Origin of the sequence: Pannonibacter indicus, assembly GCF_001418225.1 — a bacterium.
Taxonomy (GTDB): domain Bacteria; phylum Pseudomonadota; class Alphaproteobacteria; order Rhizobiales; family Stappiaceae; genus Pannonibacter; species Pannonibacter indicus.
Window position 1 is genome coordinate 17,252 of record NZ_LIPT01000016.1, and the last position, 339, is coordinate 17,590.

The window sequence follows — 339 nt, forward strand, 5'->3', positions numbered from 1 at the left end:
GCGTTCCCCGCACACGCGGGGATGAACCGTTGGGCCTTGGCCCATGCGGTGGCGGCGCCATGCGTTCCCCGCACACGCGGGGATGAACCGGCCAGTGTTTTTCCATATAGTGCCGGTCCAATGCGTTCCCCGCACACGCGGGGATGAACCGTTTGTTCGGAGATATACACATCGAGAACCCCCGCGTTCCCCGCACACGCGGGGATGAACCGCCGCCCATTGGTCATGAGTATTTCCAGAACCTGCGTTCCCCGCACACGCGGGGATGAACCGGCGTATTTGGTGCCTTATCTGGCGTTTGAGCGGCGTTCCCCGCACACGCGGGGATGAACCGACGTA

Annotated in this window: 1 CRISPR repeat array. The window is 63.1% G+C overall.

The window, feature by feature from the left end:
* A CRISPR array of direct repeats spans positions 1–334; the repeat unit is 29 nt; unit sequence GCGTTCCCCGCACACGCGGGGATGAACCG.
* The last annotated feature ends 5 nt before the right edge of the window (positions 335–339 follow it).